17 protein-coding genes, 1 pseudogene and 1 riboswitch are annotated in these 18285 nt (G+C 69.5%); of the genes and pseudogenes, 10 read left to right on the forward strand and 8 right to left on the reverse strand.

Annotated features, from left to right (window positions below; genetic code table 11):
• Positions 1–74: 74 nt before the first annotated feature.
• Complete coding sequence (locus ACZ4UU_RS25560; protein ID WP_471905689.1) at positions 75–329, forward strand: hypothetical protein; 255 nt, start codon at positions 75–77, stop codon at positions 327–329.
• Here ACZ4UU_RS25560 and ACZ4UU_RS25565 read toward each other — a convergent pair.
• From ACZ4UU_RS25565 to ACZ4UU_RS25590, 6 genes are all read right to left on the reverse strand, one after another.
• Positions 242–1267 carry a ribonucleotide-diphosphate reductase subunit beta gene (locus ACZ4UU_RS25565; RefSeq protein WP_471905690.1) on the reverse strand — a complete coding sequence of 342 codons (1026 nt, stop codon included), beginning with the start codon at positions 1265–1267 and terminating at the stop codon, positions 242–244. The two genes, ACZ4UU_RS25560 and ACZ4UU_RS25565, sit on opposite strands and share 88 nt — an antisense overlap.
• Positions 1267–3642 (reverse strand): ribonucleoside-diphosphate reductase subunit alpha, encoded by a 2376-nt coding sequence (locus ACZ4UU_RS25570; RefSeq protein WP_471905691.1) that lies wholly within the window; start codon positions 3640–3642, stop codon positions 1267–1269. Before ACZ4UU_RS25570 ends, ACZ4UU_RS25565 begins: the two co-directional genes overlap by 1 nt.
• Positions 3643–3744: 102 nt before the next feature.
• A riboswitch (cobalamin riboswitch) is annotated at positions 3745–3914 on the reverse strand.
• Between the two features lie 42 nt (positions 3915–3956).
• Positions 3957–4463, reverse strand: coding sequence for a GNAT family N-acetyltransferase (locus ACZ4UU_RS25575; RefSeq protein ID WP_471905692.1), 507 nt, complete (start codon positions 4461–4463; stop codon positions 3957–3959).
• Between the two features lie 88 nt (positions 4464–4551).
• Positions 4552–6162: a monocarboxylate uptake permease MctP gene (gene mctP / locus ACZ4UU_RS25580; RefSeq protein ID WP_471905693.1), complete on the reverse strand. Its 1611-nt coding sequence runs from the start codon at positions 6160–6162 to the stop codon at positions 4552–4554.
• Positions 6159–6422 carry a DUF3311 domain-containing protein gene (locus ACZ4UU_RS25585; protein WP_471905694.1) on the reverse strand — a complete coding sequence of 88 codons (264 nt, stop codon included), beginning with the start codon at positions 6420–6422 and terminating at the stop codon, positions 6159–6161. The genes mctP and ACZ4UU_RS25585 overlap by 4 nt, the downstream gene beginning before the upstream one ends.
• Before the next feature lie 631 nt (positions 6423–7053).
• Positions 7054–7818 carry a GntR family transcriptional regulator gene (locus tag ACZ4UU_RS25590; RefSeq protein WP_471905695.1) on the reverse strand — a complete coding sequence of 255 codons (765 nt, stop codon included), beginning with the start codon at positions 7816–7818 and terminating at the stop codon, positions 7054–7056.
• 309 nt (positions 7819–8127) lie between these two features.
• Between ACZ4UU_RS25590 and ACZ4UU_RS25595 the strand changes: the two genes are divergently transcribed.
• From ACZ4UU_RS25595 to ACZ4UU_RS25620, 6 genes are all read left to right on the forward strand, one after another.
• Positions 8128–9405, forward strand: a complete 1278-nt coding sequence (locus ACZ4UU_RS25595; RefSeq protein WP_471905696.1) for an extracellular solute-binding protein — start codon at positions 8128–8130, stop codon at positions 9403–9405.
• Positions 9406–9520: 115 nt separating this feature from the next.
• A complete protein-coding gene (locus ACZ4UU_RS25600) occupies positions 9521–10507 on the forward strand; it encodes a carbohydrate ABC transporter permease (protein WP_471905697.1) in 987 nt (328 codons plus the stop codon).
• Entirely contained in the window at positions 10504–11334 is an 831-nt protein-coding gene (locus ACZ4UU_RS25605) for a carbohydrate ABC transporter permease (RefSeq protein WP_471905698.1), read from the forward strand. The genes ACZ4UU_RS25600 and ACZ4UU_RS25605 overlap by 4 nt, the downstream gene beginning before the upstream one ends.
• A gap of 9 nt (positions 11335–11343) precedes the next feature.
• Complete coding sequence (locus tag ACZ4UU_RS25610; RefSeq protein WP_471905699.1) at positions 11344–12837, forward strand: glycoside hydrolase family 3 protein; 1494 nt, start codon at positions 11344–11346, stop codon at positions 12835–12837.
• A gap of 79 nt (positions 12838–12916) precedes the next feature.
• Positions 12917–13165 (forward strand): helix-turn-helix transcriptional regulator, encoded by a 249-nt coding sequence (locus ACZ4UU_RS25615; RefSeq protein ID WP_471905700.1) that lies wholly within the window; start codon positions 12917–12919, stop codon positions 13163–13165.
• Positions 13162–13698: a hypothetical protein gene (locus tag ACZ4UU_RS25620; RefSeq protein WP_471905701.1), complete on the forward strand. Its 537-nt coding sequence runs from the start codon at positions 13162–13164 to the stop codon at positions 13696–13698. The genes ACZ4UU_RS25615 and ACZ4UU_RS25620 overlap by 4 nt, the downstream gene beginning before the upstream one ends.
• 31 nt (positions 13699–13729) lie before the next feature.
• On the opposite strand, the gene nagB is transcribed toward ACZ4UU_RS25620, so the two are convergent.
• Entirely contained in the window at positions 13730–14515 is a 786-nt protein-coding gene (gene nagB / locus ACZ4UU_RS25625; protein ID WP_471905702.1) for a glucosamine-6-phosphate deaminase, read from the reverse strand.
• A 230-nt stretch (positions 14516–14745) separates the two neighbouring features.
• Between nagB and ACZ4UU_RS25630 the strand changes: the two genes are divergently transcribed.
• The 3 genes and pseudogenes from ACZ4UU_RS25630 (at position 14746) to ACZ4UU_RS25640 (ending at position 17828) form a co-directional block, all read left to right on the forward strand.
• Entirely contained in the window at positions 14746–15834 is a 1089-nt protein-coding gene (locus tag ACZ4UU_RS25630) for an SIS domain-containing protein (RefSeq protein WP_471905703.1), read from the forward strand.
• Between the two features lie 9 nt (positions 15835–15843).
• Positions 15844–15927, forward strand: a pseudogene (locus ACZ4UU_RS25635) (TetR/AcrR family transcriptional regulator); the annotation flags it as partial.
• Between the two features lie 434 nt (positions 15928–16361).
• The gene (locus ACZ4UU_RS25640; RefSeq protein ID WP_471905857.1) at positions 16362–17828 is read left to right on the forward strand and encodes a sensor histidine kinase; all 1467 of its coding nucleotides are present in this window, start codon (positions 16362–16364) and stop codon (positions 17826–17828) included.
• Between the two features lie 190 nt (positions 17829–18018).
• Here the strand turns inward: ACZ4UU_RS25640 and ACZ4UU_RS25645 are convergent, their stop codons facing one another.
• On the reverse strand, positions 18019–18276 hold the full coding sequence (locus tag ACZ4UU_RS25645) for a WhiB family transcriptional regulator (protein ID WP_016639615.1): 258 nt from the start codon (positions 18274–18276) through the stop codon (positions 18019–18021).
• Positions 18277–18285: the final 9 nt, after the last annotated feature.

Here is an 18285-nt window from a genome sequence, read left to right on the forward strand (position 1 = left end):
AGCTGGCAGTAAATCGAGGGTGTGCGGCAGTCCTGCCACTGTTCGTAAGGAGTGTCCGGCGCGACAGTGGTGTCATGACTGCAGAACAGACACAGACACTGCTCGCCATGGTCGTCGTCCTCGGCATGCTCGTCCTCCTGGTCCTCCCGTCAGTGATCGGGATCGTGCACGACCGGCGCATCGACCGTCAGATCAGGGAGGCCCAGGAACGCGACAAGGTCAGGACTCGGCAGACCAGCTCTCAGAAGTCCTCGTCCAGGTCGACGGTGCCCTCCACCGCCACCTGGTACGCCGACGGACGCCGCTCGAAGAAGTTGGTCAACTCCTGAACGCCCTGGAGCTCCATGAAGGAGAAGGGGTTCTCGGAGCCGTACACCGGAGCGAAGCCGAGGCGCGTGAGGCGCTGATCGGCGACACACTCCAGGTACTGCCGCATCGAGTCGGTGTTCATCCCCGGGAGGCCGTCACCGCACAGGTCGCGCGCGAACTGCAGCTCGGCCTCGACGGCCTCCCTCAGCATGTCGGTGACCTGCTGCTGGAGCTCGTCGTCGAAGAGCTCCGGCTCCTCCTTGCGGACGGTGTCGACCACGTCGAACGCGAAGGACATGTGCATCGTCTCGTCGCGGAACACCCAGTTGGTGCCGGTGGCCAGACCGTGCAGCAGCCCCCGGCTGCGGAACCAGTAGACGTAGGCGAAGGCGCCGTAGAAGAACAGGCCCTCGATGCACGCCGCGAAGCAGATCAGGTTCAGCAGGAACCGGCGCCGGTCGGCCTGGGTCTGCAGGCTCTCCAGCTTCTCGACCTCGTTGATCCACTTGAAGCAGAACTCGGCCTTCTCGCGGATGGACGGGATGTTCTCGACGGCGTCGAAGGCCGCCGCCCTGTCCTCCGGGTCGGGCAGATAGGTGTCGAGCAGCGTCAAGTAGAACTGGACGTGCACGGCCTCCTCGAAGAGCTGCCTGCTCAGGTACAGGCGTGCCTCGGGGGAGTTGATGTGCTTGTACAGCGTCAGGACCAGGTTGTTCGCCACGATCGAGTCGCCCGTCGCGAAGAACGCGACCAGCCGGCCGATCATGTGCTGCTCGCCCTCGGACAGCTTCGCCAGGTCGGCGACGTCCGAGTGGAGGTCGACCTCCTCCACGGTCCAGGTGTTCTTGATGGCGTCCCGGTAGCGCTCGTAGAAGTCCGGGTAGCGCATGGGGCGCAGGGTCAGCTCGAAGCCCGGGTCGAGGAGGTTGGCGTTACGGGTGTTCGTGGGGGTGGTCATTACTGGCAGGCCTCGCAGGACTCGGGGTTTTCCAGGGAGCAGGCGACGGCGTCTTCGGGCGCCGGCTGCTGTACGGGGATGGTGGCTTGGGCCTGGGCGGCGCGGGCGATGCGGGTCGCCGGGCGCGAGCGCAGGTAGTACGTCGTCTTCAGGCCCGACTTCCAGGCGTACGCGTACATCGAGGAGAGCTTGCCGATGGTCGGCGTCTCCATGAAGAGGTTCAGGGACTGCGACTGGTCCAGGAACGGGGTCCGGGCGGCGGCCATGTCGATGAGCCCGCGCTGCGGGATCTCCCACGCCGTGCGGTACAGGGCCCGCACGTCGGTCGGGATCCAGGCGAAGTCCTGCACCGAGCCGCCCGACTCGCGCAGCGCCTCACGGGTGCGGGCGTCCCAGACGCCGAGCGCCTTCAACTCGTCGACCAGGTAGGAGTTGACCTGGAGGAACTCGCCGGACAGCGTCTCGCGCTTGAACAGGTTGGAGACCTGGGGCTCGATGCACTCGTAGACGCCGGCGATGGACGCGATGGTCGCGGTGGGCGCGATGGCCAGGAGCAGGGAGTTGCGCAGGCCGGTGGTGGCGATACGGCCGCGCAGGGCCGCCCAGCGCTCGGGCCAGGTGAGTTCGGCGTTCGGGAAGTGGTCGGGGTGCAGGACGCCCTGCGCGGTACGGGTCTTCTCCCAGGCCGGCAGCGGGCCGTTGCGCTCGGCGAGGTCGGTGGACGCCTCGTAGGCGGCCAGCATGATGCGCTCGGCGATCCGGGTGGAGAGCTGCTTCGCCTCCGCCGAGTCGAAGGGGAGCCGCAGCTTGAAGAAGACGTCCTGGAGCCCCATCGCGCCGAGTCCCACCGGCCGCCACTTGGCGTTCGAGCGGCCCGCCTGCTCGGTCGGGTAGAAGTTGATGTCGACCACGCGGTCGAGGAAGGTGACGGCGGTACGCACGGTGGCGTCCAGCCGCTCCCAGTCGATGTCGCCGGTCGCCGTGTCGACGAACGCGCCGAGGTTGACGGACCCCAGGTTGCAGACCGCCGTCTCCCCGTCGTCCGTGACCTCCAGGATCTCCGTGCAGAGGTTGGAGGAGTGGACGACATGGCCGGGCAGGGCGGTCTGGTTGGCGGTGCGGTTGGCGGCGTCCTTGAAGGTCATCCAGCCGTTGCCGGTCTGCGCGAGGGTGCGCATCATCCGGCCGTACAGGTCGCGGGCCGGGATGGTCTTCTTCGCCAGGCCCGCCTCCTCGGCCTTGCGGTAGGCGGCGTCGAACTCCTCGCCCCACAGGTCGACCAGCTCGGGCACGTCGGCGGGGGAGAACAGCGACCACAGGCCGTCGGCGTTGACCCGGCGCATGAACTCGTCCGGCACCCAGTGCGCGAGGTTCAGGTTGTGCGTACGGCGGGCGTCCTCACCGGTGTTGTCGCGCAGCTCCAGGAACTCCTCGATGTCGGAGTGCCAGGTCTCCAGGTACACCGCGGCCGCGCCCTTGCGCCGGCCGCCCTGGTTCACCGCGGCGACCGAGGCGTCCAGGGTCTTCAGGAACGGGACGATGCCGTTGGAGTGCCCGTTGGTGCCGCGGATCAGCGAACCGCGGCCGCGGACGCGGGAGTACGCGATGCCGATGCCGCCGGCGTGCTTCGAGAGGCGGGCGACCTGGTGATAGCGGTCGTAGATGGAGTCCAGCTCATCGAGCGGGGAGTCCAGGAGGTAGCAGGACGACATCTGGGGGTGCCGGGTGCCGGAGTTGAAGAGGGTGGGGGAGGAGGGGAGGTAGTCGAGGCGGCTCATGAGCCCGTAGAGCGCGGCGACTTCGTCCAGGGCCCGGGGGGTGTCGTCCTCGGCGAGACCGGCGGCGACGCGGAGCATGAAGTGCTGGGGCGTCTCGATGACCTTGCGGGTGATCGGGTGCCGGAGCAGGTAGCGGCTGTGCAGGGTGCGCAGGCCGAAGTAGCCGAAGCGGTCGTCGGCGGCCGTGTCGACCAGGGCGTCGAGGCGGGCCGCGTGGATCCGCGCGAACTCGGCGGTCCGGTCGGCGATGAGGCCCTCGCGGTGGCCGACCGCGACCGACTCGGTGAACGACGTGACGCCCTGCGAGGCGGCCTCCGCGCGGATGCCGATGGTGAGCAGCCGGGCGGCCAGCCGGGAGTAGGCGGGGTCCTCGGAGATCAGACCGGCGGCGGCCTCCGTCGCCAGCTCCCGCAACTCCGCCTCGTCCGCGGCGGCGGACCGGCCGCGCAGCGCGGCGGCGGCGACCCGCCCGGGGTCGGCGTCGGGGAGGTCGGCGGTCAGCTCGGTGAGGGTCCGCAGCAAGGCCGTTCCGGGGGCGTCCTCGTCGATGGCGACGGTCGGGACGGCTGAGGCCGGATCTGCTGGCGCGATGGTCACGTGGGGGCTCTCCCTCGCTCGGCACGGGGGCCTTGCGGAGGGCAGGGGGCAGCACACGAGCGCACGCGGCGTCGCGTCCACCGGCCCATTCCACGAGGCCCGGACGTCAGTGCGCACCGGCCGGGTGGCCGGGCGCGCTGTCGGCAGGTCCTCGGACTGACTCCTGTGCACGGTTCTGGGAACAGATATGCACAAGTACACCGTTGCGGGACAGTTCCGGATTCGCACCGGATTCCCCTGCGGCGACAGCGAGCATGAGCATACATCTTGTGCCGTGCTGTCGTGTCACCCCCAGATGTTGTGTCGCGCTGGTTTCAGAGCGTCAACTGGTAGGTGAGGAGAGTGATGTCGTCCAGGTGCGGGACCGGGTTCCAGTCCCGCTCGGGTGTGCGGACGAAGTCCAGGCGTTCGTAGATGCGGTGGGCGCTGTGCATGGTGCGCTGGGTCGACAGGACGATACGCGCACAGGTCTCCGTGGCCCGTGCGCGGTCGACGCAGGCACGTACGAGAGCCTCGCCGGCACCCCGGCCGCGCGCCGCCCGGTCGACGGCGAGCATCCGGATCTCGGCCTCCCCGGCGCGGGCTATGTCGGCCATCGGACCGCCGCTCGGCACGAAGGTCACGCCGCCGAGCAGCCGGCCGTTGTCGACGGCCACCAGCACGTCAGCGGCTGCGGCCCGCTTGGCCACGTCCCTGAGCTCGCCGACGTACTCGTCGCTCTCGCCGAAGTCGAGGAGACCGTCCTGGAGGTAGGCCTGGGCGGTGATCTCGCCGAGGGCGTCGTACTCGTCGGGGCTCGCGCGCCGAATCTGGAAGTCCATGCGGGTGAGTGTGCCCGACACACACGCCGACGGGCCGCCGGATTTCTCCGACAGCCCGCCGATGTCAGTTCAGGTCAGGTCCAGGGACTCAGTGGGACTTGCCCGCCGTCGCCGGCGGCAGTTCCGCCTGGACGCCCGGGTCGCCGGCGTCCGCCGTGTAGTCCTCCGGGCTGGTCTCGTCGATGCCCTCGGGGGCCTTCGCGGCCTTCAGGACGAAGGTCAGGACCACCGTGACGACGACGTTGAGCACGAACGCCGTCAGGCCGATGTAGCCGATCTCGCCGATGCCGGGGATCTCCGCCGAGGAGCCGCCGAAGTGCTTCTGCGTCGGCGTGGAGACGTTGTACGCGGCGACCGTGCCGTAGACCATGCCGACCGCCCAGCCGGCCAGCAGCGCCCAGCGGTGGAACCAGCGGGTGAACAGGCCGCCGACCAGGGCCGGGAAGGTCTGCAGGATCCAGATGCCGCCCAGGAGCTGGAAGTTGATCGCGACCGTCTTGTCCATGGTGAGGACGAAGATCAGCGCACCCACCTTCACCAGCAGCGAGACCAGCTTGGAGACCTTGGTCTCCTGGGCGGGCGTCGCGTCCGGCTTGATGAAGTCCTTGTAGATGTTGCGGGTGAAGAGGTTCGCGGCCGCGATGGACATGATGGCGGCCGGGACCAGGGCCCCGATGCCGATCGCCGCGAACGCCACGCCCGCGAACCAGTCGGGGAACATGTTCTCGAAGAGCTGCGGGATCGCCAACTGGGGGTTGGTGACGAGAACTCCGGCCGCGATGGCCATGAAGCCGAGCAGCGCCAGCAGGCCGAGCATCAGGGAGTACAGCGGCAGGATCGTCGTGTTGCGGCGAATCACCTCACGGCTGCGCGACGAGAGCGTCGCCGTGATCGAGTGCGGGTACATGAACAGCGCCAGCGCCGAGCCGAACGCCAGCGTGGCGTACCCCCACTGGGCCGCCGCGGGCGGGATGAGGCCGCCGGCACCGGCCTCCGTGTACTTCTTGTCCGCCGCGGCGAAGATCTCGTCGAAACCGCCCAGCTTGATCGGGATGTAGATGATCGCCACCGCGATGACGATGTAGATCAGCGTGTCCTTCACGAACGCGATCAGCGCGGGCGCGCGCAGACCCGAGGAGTACGTGTACGCGGCCAGCACACCGAAGGCGATGAGCAGCGGCAGGTCCTTGATGAACCAGTTCGTGTTCTCGCCGCCACCGATGCCCATCACGTCCAGCACGGCCTGGATGCCGACGAGCTGGAGCGCGATGTACGGCATCGTCGCCAGGATGCCGGTCAGCGCGACGGCCAGCGACAGGCCCTTCGAGCCGAAGCGGCCGCGCACGAAGTCCGAGGTCGTGACGTAGCCGTGCTTGTGGGAGACCGACCACAGGCGGGGCAGGAAGGTGAAGATCAGGGGGTAGACGAGGATCGTGTACGGCACCGCGAAGAAGCCCGCCGCGCCGGCCGCGTAGATCGCCGCCGGGACCGCCACGAAGGTGTACGCCGTGTACAGGTCACCGCCGAGCAGGAACCAGGTCACCCAGGTGCCGAAGGATCGGCCGCCCAGGCCCCATTCGTCGAGGCTGTGCTCGTTCTCGGCCTTGCGCCAGCGCGCGGCCAGGAAACCCATGACCGTCACGGCCAGGAAGAAGAAGATGAAGACGCCGAGCGCGACGCCGTTCACGCCGTCGTTCATTCCGACGCACCGCCCTTCTGGGAGGCACGGGCGCGCTGGTCACGCTGCCACAGCTTGTACGCGACCATCGTCAGCAGCGTGGAGACCAGGACCCACAGCATCTGGTACCAGTAGAAGAACGGGATGCCGGCGAACTCCGGATCCGCCTTGGCGTACGAACCGACCCACAACATCGCCACAAAGGGCGCGATGAGGCAGAGCGCGATGACGACCCGGACGGGTGTCACCAGCCCTCTGTTCACCTCTGGGGCATCTGACATCTGACGGCTCCGTCCCCTCACTGATCACCTGTGAAACGCCCGGGCAATGTAGGTGACGGTGCAACTACAGCGGAAGACCCTGTCCGCATATCGGATGTGGAGGATTGGTGTGTACGGCGGCAGCGGAACCCCTGGCGCGGTCCGCCTCCTGACGGCCGGTCCGCATCCGCTCGAACCCGTACCGCCCCTCAGTCCTGCGGCCGCTTCAACCTCGCCACGCTGCATCGTCGCGGGGGATAACCCCCGGACCCCCAGCCGACCCCACGCGTGCCGCCCCTCAGTCCTGCGGCCGCTTCAACCTCGCCACGCTGCATCGTCGCGGGGGATAACCCCCGGACCCCCAGCCGACCCCACGCGTACCGCCCCTCAGTCCTGCGGCCGCTTCACCCTCGCCACGCTGCGTCGTCCCGGGGGATAGCCCCCGGACCCCCAGCCGGCCCGCGCGTACCGCCCCTCAGTCCTGCGGCCGCTTCAACCTCGCCACGCTGCATCGTCCCGGGGGATAACCCCCGGACCCCCAGCCGACCCCACGCGTACCGCCCCTCAGTCCTGCGGCCGCTTCAACCTCGCCACGCTGCGTCGTCGCGGGGGATAGCCCCCGGGCCCCCAGCCGGCCCGCGCGTGCCGCCCCTCAGTCCTGCGGCCGCTTCAACCTCGCCACGAACTTGTACCGGTCGCCCCGGTACACCGATCGCACCCACTCCACCGGCTGTCCTTCCCGGTCCAGCGAGTGCCGGGACAGCATCAGCATCGGCAGGCCCACGTCGGTGCCGAGCAGGCCGGCCTCGCGCGGGGTGGCCAGGGAGGTCTCGATGGTCTCCTCGGCCTCGGCGAGATGGACGCCGTAGACCTCGGCGAGCGCGGTGTACAGGGAGGTGTACTTGACCAGGGAGCGGCGCAGGGCGGGGAAGCGCTTGGCGCTCAGGTGGGTCGTCTCGATGGCCATCGGCTCGGCGTTCGCCATGCGCAGCCGCTCGATGCGCAGCACCCGGCCGCCGGCGGTGATGTCGAGCAGCTCGGCGAGGCGGTCGTCGGCGGTGATGTAACCGATGTCCAGGAGCTGCGAGGTGGGTTCCAGGCCCTGGGCGCGCATGTCCTCGGTGTACGAGGTTAGTTGCAGCGCCTGCGAGACCTTCGGCTTGGCGACGAACGTGCCCTTGCCCTGGATGCGCTCCAGGCGGCCCTCGACGACCAGCTCCTGGAGGGCCTGGCGCACGGTCGTGCGGGAGGTGTCGAACTCGGCGGCCAGCGTGCGCTCGGGCGGGACCGGGGTGCCGGGCGACTGCGTCTCCGTCATGTCGAGCAGGTGCTTCTTCAGGCGGTAGTACTTGGGCACGCGTGCGGTACGAACGCCTGCCCCACCCTCGTTCTCCGCACTGCTGACGTCGGTACTCATGGCCTGCCTTCCCGGCTCCGGAGGAGGGTCACCTCGTGATCCCTTCTGTATACCCGTCGCCGCCTCTTTTGGTCTAGTCCACAGCGCCGAGTGGTCTAGCGGACGAGAGTACTCCGGCGCGGCTGTTTTCGCTGCCTTCTTACTTAAAGGTTCCTGCATATGTAGGTCCCATAACGGCTGGTCAGAGGCTATTCGGCCACCCTTGACACGCTTCGTGGTCTGGTCCAAGCTCCCCCTACTGGTCTACACCATTGGTCCAGGTCCCGGCCTGTGGGCGGGGGAGGTGTGGGCATCCCTGAGGAGGGTGGCGTGAAGCGCAAGCTGATATCCGCGATCGGTGTCGCGGGCATGATGATCTCCCTGGCGGCGTGCGGGGGCGACAACGGCGACGGCGGGGACAAGGCCGGGGCGGACGGGTTCGCGGGCCAGACGCTCACGGTGTGGGTGATGGACGGCTCCTCCCCGGACCAGTGGCAGAAGGACGTGGCCGCGGCCTTCGAGAAGAAGACCAAGGCCAAGGTCAAGTTCGAGGTCCAGCAGTGGAACGGCATCCAGCAGAAGCTGACCACCGCCCTGTCCGAGGAGAACCCGCCGGACGTCTTCGAGATCGGCAACACCCAGACCCCGGCCTACGCCAAGACCGGCGGCCTCGCCGACCTCGCCGACCTCAAGACCGAGATCGGCGCCGACTGGACCGCGTCCCTGAACGAGTCCTCCATCTACGACGGCAAGCAGTACGCCGCTCCGTGGTACTTCGCCAACCGCGTCGTCCTCTACAACAAGAAGATCTGGGCCGAGGCGGGCATCAAGGACACCCCCAAGACCCGCGACGAGTTCTACGCCGACCTCAAGCAGATCGGTGAGAAGACCGACGCCGAGCCCATCTACCTGCCGGGCCAGAACTGGTACCACTTCGTCGGCCTGACCATCGGCGAGGGCGCCGAGCTGGTGAAGAAGGACGGCGACAAGTACGTCTCCAACCTCGCCGACCCGAAGATCGCCGCCGCCATGGAGACGTACAAGAAGTTCCAGGCGCTGTCCAAGGCCCCCAAGGACAAGGACGAGGCCACCCCGCAGCAGGGCGAGGTCTTCGGCAAGGGCAACGTCGGTGCCTTCATCGGCATGGGCTGGGAGGCCGGCATCGCCGTCAAGGCCAACCCGAAGATCGAGAAGGAGATCGGCTACTTCACCATCCCGGGTGCCACGGCCGACAAGCCCGAGGGCGTCTTCCTCGGCGGCTCCAACCTCGCGGTCGCCGCGGGCAGCCAGAAGCAGGAGCTGGCCAAGGAATTCCTGCGGATCGCCCTGTCCGACCAGTACGAGGGCGAGCTGGCCAAGCTCAACGGTGTCATCCCCAACAAGGCGGCGCTGCAGACCAACCTCAAGGGCAACGCCGTCGCCGAGGCCGCCGCGCCGGCCGCCGCGGGCGGTGGCACCACGCCGCTGATCCCCGAGTGGGCCGCCGTGGAGAACGCGCCCAACCCGGTCAAGACGTACATGACCGCCGTGCTGAACGGCAAGTCCCCGGCCGAGGCCGCCAAGCAGGTCGAGGACGAGTTCAACAAGCGCCTGGCGCAGCAGCAGTAACCAGCCGCAGCAAGGCGCCGGTGTTCGCGCCGGGGTGGGGGATGCGCATGGCGCCCCCCGCCCCGGCGACCGCACGCGGGTCTACGTACGTAGGTCGAGAAGAGAGATCGCGAGCATGACCGTGCAGACCGAACGGCCGCCCTCCGGCCCGGTGGACGTGACCAAGAGGGATGAGAGCGGGCCCGCCGGGCCGCGGCCCCGTGCCGCGTTCCGCGCCGGCGCGCTCACCCCGTACCTCCTGTTGCTGCCCGCCTGCGCGGCCACCGTGCTGCTGCTCGGCTGGCCGCTGGTGAAGGACGTGCTGCTGTCGTTCCAGAACCTCAACATGGCGCAGCTGATCCAGCACGTCACCGAGTGGAACGGCGTCGACAACTACAAGGAGGTCCTCACCGGCGAGGACTTCTGGCGCGTCACCCTGCGCTCGATCCTGTTCACGGCGGTCAACGTCGCCCTGATCATGGTCGTGGGCGCGCTGGTCGGCCTGCTGCTCGCCCGCCTCGGCAAGCGGATGCGGGTCACGCTGCTGATCGGGCTCGTGCTGGCCTGGGCGATGCCCGTGGTCGCCGCCACCACCGTCTACCAGTGGCTGTTCGCGCAGCGCTTCGGCGTCGTCAACTGGGTGCTGGACAAGCTGGGCTGGCACTCCATGGCCGACTACAGCTGGACCAGCAGCCAGATGTCGACGTTCTTCGTGGTGACGGTCCTGATCGTCTGGATGTCGATCCCGTTCGTCGCGATCAACCTCTACGCGGCCACGACCACCATCCCGAGCGAGCTCTACGAGGCCGCGGCGCTCGACGGGGCCGGCGGCTGGAAGAGCTTCACCACGGTGACGCTGCCGTTCCTGCGGCCGTTCCTCTACGCCACGACGTTCCTGGAGGTCATCTGGGTCTTCAAGGCGTTCGTGCAGGTCTTCACCATCAACGGCGGCGGCCCCGACCGGCTCACCGAGATCCTGCCCGTCTACGCCTACATCGAGGGCGTCGGCAACCAGCACTACGGCATGGGCGCGGCCATCGCCGTCCTGACCATCCTGATCCTGCTCGGCCTCACCGCGTACTACCTGCGGATCGTTCTCAAGCAAGAGGAGGACGAGCTGTGAAGCGCTCGCTCTTTGGCCGCCTGTGGCCCAACGTCACGGCCGTCGTCCTGTTCATCGGCTTCGTCTTCCCCGTCTACTGGATGTTCTCCACGGCCTTCAAGCCGACCGGCGACATCATCTCGGAGAACCCGGTGTGGTTCCCGACCGACGTCACCTTCGAGCACTTCAAGCGGGCGATCGGCGTCGACCACTTCTGGACGTACGTCGCCAACTCGCTGATCGTCACGCTCTGCGCCGTGGGCCTCGCCCTGGTCGTCGCGCTCGCCGGTTCCTTCGCGCTCGCCCGGATGCGGTTCAAGGGGCGGCGCGGGTTCGTCATCGGCTTCATGGTGGCCCAGATGGCGCCGTGGGAGGTCATGATCATCGCGATGTACATGATCGTGCGGGACGCCTCGATGCTGAACAGCCTCGTGCCGCTGACGGTCTTCTACATGATGATGATCCTGCCCTTCACCATCCTGACCCTGCGCGGTTTCGTCGCCGCCGTGCCCCGGGAGCTGGAGGAGGCCGCGATGGTCGACGGCTGCGGCCGCGCCCAGGCGTTCCGCAAGGTCATCCTGCCGCTGCTGGCCCCGGGCCTGATGTCCACGTCCCTGTTCGGCTTCATCACCGCATGGAATGAATTCCCGCTGGTCCTGGTGCTGAACAAGGAGGCGGAGGCGCAGACCCTGCCACTGTGGCTGTCCAGCTTCCAGACCGCCTTCGGCAACGACTGGGGCGCCACGATGGCGGCGTCCTCCCTCTTCGCCGTCCCGATCCTGATCCTCTTCGTCTTCCTGCAGCGCAAGGCTGTCAGCGGCCTGACGGCCGGCGCCGTGAAGGGATAACGCCCCCCGATGACGACATTCGCCAGCGGCACCGACACTCTGACGCGCGATGCCCTGACCGTGCTCCAGCCGGGCTTCACCGGCACCACCGCCCCCGACTGGCTGCTCCGCCGTCTCGGCGAGGGCCTCGCCTCCGTCGGCCTGTTCGGCCGCAACATCGCCTCGCCCGAGCAACTGGCCGCGCTGACCGCCCAGTTGCGCGCCGAGCGGGACGACGTGCTGGTCGCGATCGACGAGGAGGGGGGTGATGTGACGCGGCTGGAGGTGCGCACCGGCTCCAGCTTCCCCGGCAACCACGCCCTGGGCGCGGTGGACGACGTGGAGCTGACCCGGGAGGTGGCCTTCGAACTGGGCCGCCGCCTGGCCGCCTGCGGGGTGAACCTCAACTGGGCCCCGTCGGCCGACGTGAACTCCAACGCGGCCAACCCGGTGATCGGCGTCCGTTCCTTCGGCGCCGACACGGCGCTGGTGGCCCGCCACACCGCGGCCTACGTCACCGGCCTCCAGTCGGCCGGCGTGGCGGCCTGCACCAAGCACTTCCCGGGCCACGGCGACACGGCCGTCGACTCCCACCACGCGCTCCCGCGCATCGACGCGGACGCCTCGGTGCTGGCCGACCGCGAACTCGCCCCGTTCCGCGCGGCCATGGCCGCCGGCACCCGGGCGGTGATGAGCGCGCACATCCTCGTCCCCGCCCTGGACCCCGACCACCCGGCGACCCTCTCCCGCCCGGTCCTCACCGACCTCCTGCGCGGCGAGCTCGGCTACACCGGCCTGATCGTCACCGACGGCATGGAGATGCAGGCCATCGCCGCCACCTACGGCATCGAACGCGGCAGCGTCCTCGCCGTCGCGGCCGGCGCCGACGCGATCTGCGTGGGCGGCGGCCTGGCGGACGACGAGACCGTACGCCGCCTGCGCGACGCCCTGGTCGCGGCGGTCCGCTCGGGCGAACTCCCCGAGGAACGGCTCGCGGAAGCGGCGCAGCGGGTACGCGAACTGGCCCGCTGGACGGCCTCCGAGGCACCGGTGACCGACGGCGACCGGTGGCCGGACGTGGGCCTCGTCGCGGCCCGGCGCGCGTTGACCGTGACCGGCGCGCAGGGCGCGGGCCCCTTCACCCCCCTCACCGAACCGCCGTACGTCGCCGCCTTCACCCCGGTGGCGAACATCGCGGTCGGCGACGAGACCCCCTGGGGCGTCGCCGCCGAACTGGCCCGCCTGCTCCCTGGCACGGAGACCGGCAGCTACACGGGCGAGGACGCGGGGCGAGCGGCGCTGGAAGCGGCCGGTGGACGCCGCGTGGTGGCCGTGGTCCGCGACGAACACCGCCACCCCTGGATGGCGACGGCCCTCGACACCCTGCTGCACGCCCGCCCCGACACCGTCGTCGTCGAAATGGGCGTCCCACAGGCCGAGCCCCGCGGCGCCCTGCACATCGCCACCCACGGCGCGGCCCGCGTCTGCGGACGCGCGGCGGCGGAGGTCATCGCCGGGACCTGAGACCACCACGGGCTGCCCTGGCCGCAGTTGGCTGCCTTCGCTGTTGCACCCCTCCCTCTGAATGTAGTACTTCTTATACATGAGCGAGCAGGTGCACAACAGATTGGCGATGGTGCGTGCCGAACGCAAGGTGTCGCGCCAGAGCCTGGCCGAGGCAGTGGGAGCCCACTACCAGACCATCGGCTATATCGAGCGGGGGCAGTACAACCCGAGCCTCGACCTGGCTCTGAAGATCGCGAAGTTCTTCGAGCTGCCGGTCGAGGCCCTGTTCTCCCTCGAACCGTTCCGCCCGCTCACGGACGAGGTCTACGGGAGGAAACAGATATGACGACCACACGCCTGACGCGCCACGACCGGAGCATGCTGCGGCTGATGAACGACCGCCGGGCGCTCCCGCTCTACGCCACGGCCACCCGCCGACGTCTGGTCGTCGCCACGCATGTCACGCTCACCGTGGCCATCGTGGCGCTGATCGGGTACTTCTGCCTCGCGCGTGCCGAGCCGGTGTGGTCCGCCGCCGTCGGCCTGGTGCTCATGCTGCCCTGGATGGTGGCGACCGGCGTGATCAACGGCGCCACCCGGGGCCTGATGGAACTGCGCGAACACGTCCTGGACGAGCGCCAGTCGGCGGAACGCAGGCGGGTGCTCGCCCGAGCCCACCGCCTGATGACCTGGCTGCTGCTCGGTTCCGTGGTCGGCCTGCTGGCGGCGGGCGCGGCCGACGGCGAGGCCCTCCGGGTCTACGCGGCCCCCGCCCTCGTCGCCGTCCTCACGGTCCACTGGCTGATGCCGCTGTGGGTGGCGGGCCTGGCCGCCCGGGACGAGCCGGCCGACGACGAGGCGGCCGCCCCTCAGGGCTGAGCGGCCGGGCTCCGTCTCCGCGGTGGGGTGTCTAGATCCCCTGCCAGTCCGGCTTGTTGGCGTACGTGTGCCGGAAGTAGTCGGCCAGCTTCAGCTTGGACGCGGCGGCCTCGTCGACGACGACCGTGGCGTGCGGGTGCAGTTGGAGCGCCGAGGCCGGACAGACGGCCGCGACCGGCCCCTCGACGGTCGCGGCGACGGCGTCCGCCTTGCCCTCGCCGGTGGCCAGCAGCACCAGGTGCCGTGCCTCCAGGATCGTCCCGATCCCCTGCGTGATGACGTGGTGCGGCACCTGCTCGATGTCCCCGTCGAAGAACCGCGCGTTGTCGATCCGGGTCTGCTCGGTCAGCGTCTTGATCCGCGTCCGCGAGGCCAGCGACGAACAGGGCTCGTTGAACCCGATGTGCCCGTCGGTCCCGATCCCGAGCAACTGCAGGTCCACACCCCCCGCCTCGGCCAGCGCCACGTCATACGCCTCGCACGCCCCCTGCACGTCCGCCGCCGTACCGTCCGGCCCCATGAACGCGTCCATCCCGATCCCGAGCGGCTCCAGCACCTCACGCCGCAGCACCGACCGGTACGACTCCGGGTGCTCGGCGGGCAGCCCCACATATTCGTCCAGCTGCGCGATCCGTGCCCGCGAGGCGTTCACGGCACCGGAGCGCACCTTGGCCGCGAGCGCCGTGTAGATGGGCAGCGGGGTCGACCCGGTGGCCACACCGAGCACGGCGTCGGGCTTGCGCGCGAGCAGCCGGGCCATGGCCTCGGCTATCAGCTCGCCACCCGCCTGGGCGTCCGGAACGATGACAACTTCCACGCTGGGCCTGCCGATCTGAAGAGGGACTCGAAGGGCACCCTGAAGGGCCATGTGGTTTAGACCAATCTAACAGAGCGGAGCCCCGCAGCCCAGGTGAACGCAAGCCCCGCGGACATTTCGGGAGCCCGTCGGGAAGGCGTCATCCCCCGTGGGGGAGTGGAATGGAGACTGTCCGTCCGAGGCGCCGGACGCCATGCCCGGCACGACGAGTGCGAGAGCAGGAAGGGCCCATGACCACCACGACGCCGTACCCTCCCGACCCCCACGCCCCGCACAACGAACTCCCCGGCCTGATCATGGCCCGCGAGATGGCCGAACAGCCCGCCGTACTGCGCCGCGTCCTCTCCCACGGCGCCCCCGCCATCCGCCGGGTCGCCCAGGAGATCGCCGCCCGCGCACCACGCTTCGTCCTGCTCACCGCCCGCGGCACCTCCGACAACGCCGCCCTCTACGCCAAGTACCTCCTGGAGATCCGCCTCGGCCTGCCGTGCGGCCTGACCTCGATGTCGACCACCACCGCCTACGGCGCCCGCCCCGACCTCACCGACGTCCTCGTCGTCACCGTCAGCCAGTCCGGCGGCTCCCCGGACCTGGTCGCCTCGACCCGGGCCGCCCGCGAGGCCGGCGCGATCACGCTCGCGGTGACCAACAATCCCGACTCCCCGCTGGCCGCCGTCTCCGAGTACCACCTCGACATCATGGCCGGACCCGAACGGGCCCTCCCAGCGACCAAGACCTACACGGCCTCCCTGCTGGCCCTGTACCTCTTCGTCGAAGGCCTGAGCGGCGGTGACGGCACCCCCGCCAAGGTGCTCCCCGACCTCGCCGAGCAGACACTCGCCCGGCAGGACGAGGTCCGCGCCCTCGCCGCCCGCTACCGCTTCGCCGAGCGCATGGTGATCACCTCCCGCGGCTACGGCTATCCCACCGCCAAGGAGGCCGCACTCAAGCTGATGGAGACCAGCTACATCCCGGCCCTCGCCTACTCCGGCGCCGACCTCCTGCACGGCCCGCTCGCCATGGTCGACAACGTCTCCCCGGTCATCGCGGTCGTCACCGACGGCAAGGGCGGCGAGGCCCTCCAGCCCGTCCTCGACCGGCTTCGCGGCCGCGGTGCCGACCTGGTCGTCATCGGCGCCCGCCACCAGGTCGAGCGGGCCTCGGCGGGCTTCGTCCTGCCCACCGACGGCTTGGCCGAGGAGCTCCAGCCGATCCTGGAGATCCTCCCGCTCCAACTCCTGGCGTACGAGGTCACCATCGCCCGGGGCCAGGACCCGGACGCACCGCGGGCACTTGCGAAGGTGACGGAGACCCGCTGAGAACGCCCCTCACAACAGGCGCGGGACGGGGCGAGCCGGGAGGAACCGGCGGCGCTCGCGGAAATTGCCATGGCCAACTGGCCCCGCACATGAACCCACACGGGTTAGGCTGCGTGATGGATACCAGGGCGTCCTACTAGTCCTCCAACTGGTCGGAGCCCCGCGAAGAAGCGTCAACAGCAAACAGGCTCCAACGCATGGACACACCGGAGTGGTCTAGTCCACAATTGCGGAGGAGTGCGTAGTACGAGAACGCACCGACTTCCGTCCTCCCCGCACAGGAGGACGGACCGAGGAACCGGAGCTCTCTGCCCTGACTGCCCCGGGTCCTCATCCTTCGGCCGACCGGGACCGCACACCCCATGGCCGATGTTGCTCCGGGCTGCGGTGCCGGGAGGGTTGAGGGTCCCTCTCAGGCGCCGCGGCCCGCGGGTGTTTCCAGGGCCCTTCATCGCCAGGATCGCCTCCGCGATGGCTGGTTTCGGACCATGTCCGTACCGCCAGGTACGCTCGGCCACGTGCCCTCCATGAACGAACTCGTACGCCAGCACACGGCCCTCGACGACTCCGACCTCGAGTGGCTCCACCTGCTGGTGTCGGAGTGGCAGCTGCTCTCCGACCTCTCCTTCGCCGACCTCGTCCTGTGGGTCCCCACCAGCGACGGCACCCGCTATGTCTCCGTCGCCCAGATGCGGCCGAACACCGGCCCGACCTCGTACCAGGACGACATGGTCGGCCATCTCGTCCCGCGCGGCCGCCGCCCGATGCTGGACGCCGCGCTCGACGAGGGCCGCATCGTGCGCGAGGGCGACCCCGAGTGGCGCGAGGAGGTACCGGTCCGCGTCGAGTCGATTCCGGTACGCCGGGACGGGCGCGTCCTGGGCGTCATCGCCCGCAACACCAACCTGCTGACCGTCCGCACCCCGAGCCGCCTGGAGCTGACATACCTCCAGAGCGCATCGGACCTCGCGCAGATGATCGCGGCCGGATCGTTCCCGTTCGCCAATCAGCAGGTCGACATGGACGCCTCGCCGCGCGTCGGCGACGGCCTGATCCGCGTCGACGCCGACGGCATCGTCCAGTACGCCTCGCCGAACGCGCTGTCCGCCTACCACCGCCTCGGCCTCGCCGCCGACCTCGTCGGCCACCACCTGGGCATGACCACCGCCGAACTCGCCCCGACCCACGGGCCGGTGGACGAGGCCCTCGCCAAGGTCGCCAGCGGCTGGGCTCCCCGCGAGTTCGAGATCGAGTCGGGCGACGGCGTCATCCAGTTCCGGGCGATCCCGCTCAAGCCCAAGGGCACCCGCATCGGTTCGCTGGTGCTACTGCGGGACGTGACCGAACTGCGCCGCCGCGAGCGCGAGTTGATCACCAAGGACGCCACCATCCGGGAGATCCACCACCGGGTGAAGAACAACCTCCAGACGGTGGCCGCCCTGCTCCGCCTCCAGGCCCGGCGCATCGAGTCCGACCGCGGCCGCGAGGCCCTGGAGGAGGCGGTACGGCGGGTCGGCTCGATCGCGATCGTGCACGAGACCCTCTCCCAGAACCTCGACGAGCGCGTGGAGTTCGACGAGATCGCCGACCGGGTGCTGGCGATGGTCGCCGAGATCTCGCCCGGCAAGGTCACCGGCCGGCGCACCGGCCGCTTCGGCATCCTGGACGCCGAGGTCGCCACGCCCCTGTCGATGGTCCTGACCGAGATCCTTCAGAACGCCCTGGAGCACGGCTTCCGCGAGGGTGACACCGGAGCGGTCGAGGTCTCGGCCGTCCGCGGCGGTACGACCAAGCAGGCCCGCCTCCTGGTCACCGTCCAGGACGACGGCGTGGGTCTGCCCGAGGGCTTCGACCCGCACACCGCCGGCAACCTCGGGCTCCAGATCGTACGGACCCTGGTGGAGGGCGAGTTGGGCGGCACGTTCGACATGGTCCCGGCGCCGGAGCGGGGGACCCGGGTGATCCTCGACATCCCGGTGCGGGCGCACAAGTAGACCCACCGCCGTACCGTCGGCGCGTCGCGGACAGCAAAGAGCCCCAGCCCGTTCAGGGGGCTGGGGCTCAACATGCTCGTTGCCAGCGTTTGCTGCGCATCGGGGGTACTGCGCGCTGCGGCTCGGGGGCGGGAGATGCGTACTCGCTGTACGCGCCGCCAAGCTCAGGCTGTTTGCGGGGCGGGTGTTGTCAGGCGGAGGCCTGACGGGCCCGGTTGCGGGCGGCGCGGCGCTTCATGGCGCGGCGCTCGTCCTCGCTGAGACCACCCCAGACGCCGGAGTCCTGACCGGACTCGAGCGCCCACTGCAGGCACTGCTCCATGACAGGGCAGCGACGGCAGACGGCCTTGGCTTCCTCGATCTGCAGCAGCGCAGGACCGGTGTTGCCGATGGGGAAGAAGAGCTCGGGGTCTTCCTCGCGGCAAACGGCGTTGTGACGCCAGTCCATGGCTGCTAC

The organism is Streptomyces sp. NPDC028907 (assembly GCF_055564995.1).